Genomic DNA, 7,401 nt, shown 5'->3' with positions numbered 1-7,401 from the left:
TTCGTGGATAGATATTTGGATATCTTTTCAATCCATCCCATTGATAACCAACAGTAAGAGATGACTTTGTTTTTATTTTTTCTATTATCGAGATAGGAAACAAATCAGGGCGTATGAATAGTGCATAATCTACTTTATGCGGCAGGCCTTGAAGCTTTTTTATATAGCTTTCTTCAATAGCAATTTCTTTTAGATGTTTTTTATAATCACGATCTTTTAAGAATATTTTTCTATATAGATTATATGCTCTTTGTATGATATTTTTATAACGGAACTCTTCTGTAGGAATACTTATATCAAAAACAACAAAACCTAATTTTTTTAGCTGAGCATAAAAAACTTTGTTCAGTGAAAAGTGTTGCGGAATCCCTATTATAATACTTTTGCTGATGTTTTTTTCTTTCATTGTATTTAATTGTAGATGATAATTAATAGAGTAATTTCCCAAAGAGTCAAAAATATAAATTCATTTTGGTTATTTTGTAACTAAGTGGTGACATTTTGTTATGCTTTAATGTAGCATTATTGTTTTTGGAACGTTTTCTGTTGATAACATGTTGAAATAATTTTTTAAGGTAGAGTTAGGTGAAAAAGAAGAGTATATTATTGATAATTCCGGTTCATTTTGAGCTTTATAAGGATGTAATACAGTCCCTCAAAAATATAGATTTTGAAGTTATTATTCTTTTTGTGACAGATAAGCCATTTGTTTATAGGGGGATACTTGATCGGCTTAATAGTTTTGTACATAAGAATATATTAGCAGAGAAGAACTTTAAAAAATCTCTAATTTTCAATCGAGAAAATGAAGATTTAGTTTTTCAGCTAGATAGTCTAAGTGAGATACTGGACTATGCATTGATCATTAGGCCTGATTTATTGGCATTAGATACATTATTGAAAATAAAAAATAAAGTCGGAAAAATGGTTGCTTATCAGTGGGATGGACTGAATAGGTTTCCTTCAGTTTTTGAACGAATTAAGGTTTTTGATAAATTCTATGTTTTCGATCATACAGACTATCTTAAATATAAAAATGAATTTTCTAATATTGATTTTATAACAAATTTTTATCTAGAAATACCTAGTGATAATGATGTAGTGGTGTATCCAAAAAGTATATGTTTTGTAGGTAGCTATCTAGAAGGTCGTATGCCCTATATTAAACAATTGACAGATTTTTTGCAACAGGAAAATTTTGAAATAAGTGTTAAGTTGTTTTGTGATAATGAGAAAACAAGAGAGAAATATAAAGATATCGAAGTGGATTTTATAAATAAGCCGCTGAGTTATAGAGATATGGTAATGCATGTGCAACAATATGAGGCTTTACTTGATTTTGAGAATCCATCTATACATCAAGGTTTGTCTTTTAGAATTTTTGAAGCTCTTTTTTACGGCAAGAAAATTATAACTAATAATCCTCTTGTTCTAAGTTTTGATTTCTATCACCCCAATAATATATTCGTTTGGAATAAGAATAATTTATACGGCATTAAAGATTTTCTTGAGATTCCAATGGTGAAAATTGATCCATGTATCGTTGAAAAATATTCTTTTAGAAATTGGATTACTACAGTACTGGATTGATTTAGAAAAAATAAGTAGATTCGTGTTTTACGATATTGATGAAGGATATTAAAGTTATTTTTGATGCAGAACGAATGAAATACCCTTATACGGGGCTATATCATTTTTGTAAAGATTTAGGACAATCTGTACTGAAGGATTGTCCGAATGACCGAGAGATGTACTTTTATTTAAATTCGAAGGTAGATCGTGTGTTTGGAACTGACTCAAATTACTTAAATCAAAAATCAATAGATAAATTCATAAAGCCAAGGTTTAATGACTTTGATTTATGGCACTCTACCTTTCAATTAACAGATTATCTACCTATAAATAAAAAGATAAAAGTTGTAGCAACAATTCATGACTTGAATTTTTTAAAAGAGAATAAGTCACAGCAAAAAAGAGAGAAGTATTTGAGTAAAATTCAAAAGCTTATTGAAAGATCTTCAGCAATAGTTGCTATATCGAATTATGTTAAAGAAGACCTGTTAGAACACTGTAATCTTTTGGATAAACCGTTAGAGGTTATATATAATGGTTGCCATGTAAATATGAAAGAACAAGCTTTTCAATCGTCAAATAACGAATCTTTTGTTGATGGACAGTTTATTTACTCGCTTGGCACTATAAATAGAAAGAAGAATGTCCATATACTCCCTTATTTATTAATAGGAAACGATTTGAAGTTAGTTATGAGTGGTATAATTCATGAACCAGATTATTTTCAGCGCATCCAGAAAATAGTAAAGGAGCTCGGACTGGAAAATAGGTTTGTTTATACAGGGCCTGTTACGGATAGTGAAAAATATTCCTACATGAAGAATTGTTCTTTGTTTGCTTTTCCTTCCATTGCAGAGGGCTTTGGTTTGCCTGTTATAGAAGCCATGTCATTTGGAAAAAAAGTCTTACTATCGAATCATACATCTCTTCCGGAAATAGGTGGCTCAGAAGCATTTTATTTAGAAGAAACCTCGGAAGATTATATGAGGTTTTTCGGAAAAGAGAGGTTGTTAGAAATATTAGCTTCTAGTCCTCGAGAAGGCCAGATAAAAGAATGGGCATCGCAATTCTCTTGGGATAAAGCTTCTAAGAAATACTGGAATATTTATAATGCTTTATTGTAAACTTTCATCCATTCATTCGCTATCACGTCATCATTGAATTTTTGAACGTATATACTTCCGCACTGTTTCATACTAATTTGTTTCTCAGTAGAGGAAAGGACTGTTATTATGGCATTTTGTAACTCTTCAGTATCTAACGGGTTTACAAAAATTGATGCTGGTCCCGCGGCCTCTGAAAAAACTCCAGACCTTGTTGTTATCACTGGAGTTTTTGAATATAGAGCTTCTATTATTGGAATACCAAAACCTTCATAGGTCGAAGGATAAATAAAAATGTCAGCCATGGCATATATGGTCGAAAGTTCATCCATTGTAAACCCCTGCATCAAGAAAACTCTTTTATCTAATTTTTGTTCTATAATGTGTGATTTTATTTTTTCAGCATATTCAGTCGGCTTCCCGATAATTATTAAAGGTATATCTATATTTTCTATTGCTTTTATAATCTGAAGTGCGTTTTTACGAGGCTCAATAGAACCTACATTTAGTAAAAAATTTTCAGGGAGATTATAAGTTTTTCTAATTAACTCCTTTTCTTCAGCTGTTTTTTGTTTTTTAAATGAGGGGTGGCACCCTTGATAGACTACGTCAATTTTATGGGCTGGTAAGTTAAATAGATCAACTATATCCTGTTTTGTTTGTTGACTAATAGCGACTATTTTGTCTGAATTATTAATAGCATACGTTAGCTTTTTATTGTAAATATATCGATCAATACGTTTATATAGTTCGGGAAATTTTAAGAAAATTAAATCATGTACCGTAACAATTGATTTAATTTTATTTTTCTTTAAACCTTGTGGAATTTCCGCAGATAGGCCATGAAATAAGTCGATTTTATCTCGTTTAAGGTCGTTTACTATGTTTCTATTTCTCCAAATGCTGGGCAGCATCTTGTTTACTCGGCCCGTAGGAGTTTTTGTCGTTGCTTCTAACTTTTTGGAGAAAGGAATTGCTGTGCCAATTTTGGGAGTGTATTTGATATATTCATTATCGGGATAAAATTCTTCAAGAATACGGATTAAATCACGACTATAATTGCCGAGTCCCGAAGAATTATTAAAATAACGTTTAGCATCATATCCGATCCGCATTTCACATTGCTTTTATTCGATCAATAACAGTTGTTGGAGGTACAAGGTTGATGGCTTCTGTACCGTCACAATCACATGGTTTGTTGCCATATATAGAGTTCGGACGTTGTGGATGTTCAACCTGTATGCAATCGTCAATTGATTGACCATAACCTAAAAAACCAGCAGAGGGGTGAGTAGTACCCCAGATGGAAAAACAACGGGTGCCTACTAAAGAAGCCATATGCATACCAGAAGAGTCCATGCTGATCATGAGGTTTAGATGGCTGATTAAATCCAGCTCTTCTTGAAGATTAAACTCACCAATACTGTTATATACATTGTTGTGATTGTCTACCCAGAGGTCTGCTATTTTTTTTTCTTTCTCTCCTCCTCCAAAAATAATAAATTGATAATTGTTAAAAGAAGGTTCTTTGAAAATAAACTCCCAGTTTTTTAAACACCAGACTTTATATTGATGTTGGGCAAATGGTGCTATACCTATTTTTATTTTTTTTTCATTAAGTATTGAAGGAATAGACTGAGGCAGCTGATTTTGTGATTTTTTAAGTGTGTGTGTTAAATGTAAATTAAAGTTTAAATTGCGAAAAACATCTGCATAACGCTCGACAGTATGTTTTAAAGGAGTTAGTACTTTATATTTTACCAATTGTCTTTTTTCTTTTCTTCCTTTATCTATGGTTTTTACCTGATGGCCTGTGATTTTAAAAAAGAAACCTAAAATAAGCGAACGTATATTATTATGTAGATCCGCTACATAGGTAATATTTAATTTTTTAAGCTCCCTAAATAGTCGCCACAAACCTATTAGTCCTCTATGTTTTTTTTGAGGTGATATTGAAAAAAAATGGACATTAGGAATTTTATCGAAAAAAGAATGAAATTGAGACTTTGTTAAAACAAGAATTTCACAACGAGGATTTTGTTGTTGAAATTCTTGTAGTACAGAGGCTACCATAGCTACATCTCCCATTGCTGAAAAACGGATGACAAGAATTCTGACGCGCTCCATATAAATTATTTTTGCTTTGCATATAAGACTGGGTTTAGTGAAGGATCGTTATACATTTTCATTTGTTTATAAACCTTCATTATCTTTTGCCCGCTTTGAAGATCTTGTAACAGTTCTTCAATACTTTGTGAAAGGTCATTTCGCTGCTGTAGTAATATCTCCAATTTAGCTTGACAATTATCTCTATGCGCTTGTTCGGCATCTTTACGGCCACTTTCTTCCTGCATATGATATATCTTTAATGCTAGTATTGACAATCTATCTATTGCCCACGCCGGACTTTCTGTATTTATTTTGGCATTTGGTTTTGGAATAGTTGACGAGTATAAATTAAGAAAATAACTATCAATATATTCTACAGTATCGGTGCGTATTTGATTTTGCTTGTCAATTCTTCGCTTCCAGTAAAGTGCATCTTGTGGCTCGATGTCGGGGTTTCTTATTACGTCTTCCATGTGCCATTGAGCAGTATCTATCCAACATTTAAGATAAAGCAGATGTTCAATAGAGCTTTTATCGTATGGATTGACCATAGGGTGATCAATATTATCATACAGATGATAATCATTTATAGCTTGGTTGAAAATATTATTAGCAGATGCAATTACTTTGTCACAGGTATGTGCAAAGCTTAACTTGGTTGAGTCTTTTAGAGTGGTAATTTTCTTAGAATAATTTTTGTTCAAAAATTCTATGGATTCATCTGTCGAACAATCATCAACCACAATGAATTCGTAATCAATTTTTGCAATGTTTAGTGCTTCAAATATAGACGGTAAAAAACTTTTTAATAGTTTTTCGCCATTATAGTTAGGAATTAAAACCGTAAGATTTTTCATGGATATCTCTTATATATTTTTACTAACAGAAACATAACGTTAAAGTTTTATTATACGCTACATTTTTGTTACAATTTAATTTGTTATTTCTATAAAACATCTTCTAGCCTTAGTTTATTATGTTATGGTTGTTTTGTTATATTTAACTTTTGTAAGCAAAGCGTAAATAAAGATCGAATAATACGTATATTTGTAAAGTTAATTAGCTGAATAGAGTTTTAGTTTCGTCGAATTATATAACCTAACTTATGCCTTCTAAATGGTATTTATTTTTACCTGTCATAGTATTATTGAATATACTGTTGTATTATATTTCTGTTGAAATTAAATTTATCGAGGAAATAAGTATCATTATTATAGTGTTGTTCTCTTTCTTTTATTCATTATCTATTTTTCCTTATAGAAAGGTTGGTGCCGTTATAACAGTTTTGGCAACCTTAATTTTAGTTTTAAATCAAAGTATAGGTTTGGGGATTTATTATATATATAGCTCCCCTTTTACGTATGGACATGGCTTAAGTATTTTAAATAGTAACGTTAAAGAATTTGGGAGTATGCTATCCACTATGCCTGCCATAGTTTTAGTTTACTTGTTTCTTTTTGGTTTTCAGTACTATGTTTTCAGTACTTTTAAAGGCAGCGTTCGTAATAAGTTTTTGTCTTACTTTCTGGCTTCTCTATGGTTTCTTATCCCTCTTGGAAATTTATTGCTGAAAGGTTCTAACCTCATGGCTGTGGAATCAAGAACAGCTGTTTTTTTAAGATTTACACCTTTGTATAATTTTAGGCCCATGGTACATTCTTTGGCAGAGTATGAGGAGTCTAAAGAGATTAATAGAAATATTAATATAGACTACAGCAAGATGGTAGTTGGAGATGACGGAGTGGATTTATTAGTCGTTTTAGTTGGCGAGTCGGCAAGAAGGCAAAACATGTCATTGTATGGTTATGAACGTAGCACGACGCCTTTCCAAGATGCTGAGAGGAGTAATATGCTTTTTTATAAAAATATGGTAAGTTCCGCAGGTATTACATTGTTATCTGTTCCCATGATACTGAGTAAGATGGTGCCGGAAACTTATCATGAAGGAAAAGCTCAATTAAATGATAATGTATTTAATTTGGCAAAAAGTGTAGGCTACAAATCGTATTGGCTAAGTACACAAGAGAAAGGTAGTCATTATTTGTCTACCGTAAATAATTTGGTGTCTTTTGCCGATAGCTTGGTCTGGATGACAGGGTATGATGAGGTTCTTCTACCAGAGGTGGCAAATTTGGTGAAATCTGATCGGAAAAAGATGACAATTTTTATGCATATTAACGGTTCCCATTCTAATGCATGTGATAAGTATCCTAAAGAATTTGCTTCTTTTAATAATGGTATCTCGGAAATAGATTGTTATGATAATTCTATTTTGTATACTGATCAACTTATGGGGCAATTATTTACGATGTTAAAAGATAAAAATGCAGCTGTTATTTTTCTATCTGATCATGCTGAAAAATTAGTGAATGGACGATTTATCCACTCAGATAGTAAGGAGGGGACTGAGATTCCCTACTATATCTGGTATGGTGAGGGGGTAAACGAGCGTTTGCGCTTAATTGATTCGGTAAAAGCTTTAACTTCGACAAATATTAATTATTTTCAGTTTGCTAGATTATTGGGTGTCGAGGGGTTAAACTCAGTAATCTCGGATAAAGTTATGTATCTTCGATCAGATTTATCGGTGGTGGCGTATGATTCTTTAGATTAAAAA

General features: G+C 31.8%; 7 protein-coding genes. 3 read left to right on the top strand and 4 right to left on the bottom strand.

The genetic code is table 11. The features are described from left to right. Positions 1–406: hypothetical protein (locus tag ORI89_RS09805; RefSeq protein ID WP_268230286.1), on the bottom strand; the 406-nt coding region annotated here is incomplete at its 3' end. Between the two features lie 179 nt (positions 407–585). Here ORI89_RS09805 and ORI89_RS09800 point away from each other — a divergent pair. After that, positions 586–1,590, top strand: a complete 1,005-nt coding sequence (locus ORI89_RS09800) for a hypothetical protein (RefSeq protein ID WP_268230285.1) — start codon at positions 586–588, stop codon at positions 1,588–1,590. Positions 1,591–1,628: 38 nt separating this feature from the next. Beyond that, the gene (locus tag ORI89_RS09795; protein ID WP_268230284.1) at positions 1,629–2,696 is read left to right on the top strand and encodes a glycosyltransferase family 4 protein; all 1,068 of its coding nucleotides are present in this window, start codon (positions 1,629–1,631) and stop codon (positions 2,694–2,696) included. Here the strand turns inward: ORI89_RS09795 and ORI89_RS09790 are convergent. Genes ORI89_RS09790 through ORI89_RS09780 form a run of 3 tightly spaced genes read right to left on the bottom strand, consistent with a single transcriptional unit; the run spans position 2,678 to position 5,641 of the window. Next, the gene (locus ORI89_RS09790; RefSeq protein WP_268230283.1) at positions 2,678–3,790 is read right to left on the bottom strand and encodes a glycosyltransferase family 4 protein; all 1,113 of its coding nucleotides are present in this window, start codon (positions 3,788–3,790) and stop codon (positions 2,678–2,680) included. The two genes, ORI89_RS09795 and ORI89_RS09790, sit on opposite strands and share 19 nt — an antisense overlap. A 1-nt stretch (position 3,791) precedes the next feature. Then, entirely contained in the window at positions 3,792–4,802 is a 1,011-nt protein-coding gene (locus ORI89_RS09785) for a glycosyltransferase family 9 protein (protein ID WP_268230282.1), read from the bottom strand. Positions 4,803–4,807: 5 nt separating this feature from the next. Beyond that, entirely contained in the window at positions 4,808–5,641 is an 834-nt protein-coding gene (locus ORI89_RS09780) for a DUF4254 domain-containing protein (protein WP_326494310.1), read from the bottom strand. A 248-nt stretch (positions 5,642–5,889) separates the two neighbouring features. Here ORI89_RS09780 and ORI89_RS09770 point away from each other — a divergent pair, with 248 nt between their 5' ends. Next, the gene (locus tag ORI89_RS09770) at positions 5,890–7,398 is read left to right on the top strand and encodes a phosphoethanolamine transferase (RefSeq protein WP_268230281.1); all 1,509 of its coding nucleotides are present in this window, start codon (positions 5,890–5,892) and stop codon (positions 7,396–7,398) included. Positions 7,399–7,401: the final 3 nt, after the last annotated feature.

The sequence above is a fragment of the Sphingobacterium sp. UT-1RO-CII-1 genome (assembly GCF_026711005.1).
In the GTDB taxonomy this organism is placed as follows: Bacteria; Bacteroidota; Bacteroidia; order Sphingobacteriales; family Sphingobacteriaceae; genus Sphingobacterium.
This window is presented reverse-complemented; position numbering and strand designations above follow the sequence as displayed.

What these genes read in the sequence shown, in the direction of transcription:
- ORI89_RS09795 (WP_268230284.1), top strand. Translation starts at nt 1,629, where the DNA reads ATGAAGGATATTAAAGTTATTTTTGATGCAGAACGAATGAAATACCCT.
- ORI89_RS09785 (WP_268230282.1), bottom strand. Translation starts at nt 4,802, where the DNA reads ATGGAGCGCGTCAGAATTCTTGTCATCCGTTTTTCAGCAATGGGAGAT.
- ORI89_RS09770 (WP_268230281.1), top strand. Translation starts at nt 5,890, where the DNA reads ATGCCTTCTAAATGGTATTTATTTTTACCTGTCATAGTATTATTGAAT.
- ORI89_RS09780 (WP_326494310.1), bottom strand. Translation starts at nt 5,641, where the DNA reads ATGAAAAATCTTACGGTTTTAATTCCTAACTATAATGGCGAAAAACTA.
- ORI89_RS09790 (WP_268230283.1), bottom strand. Translation starts at nt 3,790, where the DNA reads ATGCGGATCGGATATGATGCTAAACGTTATTTTAATAATTCTTCGGGA.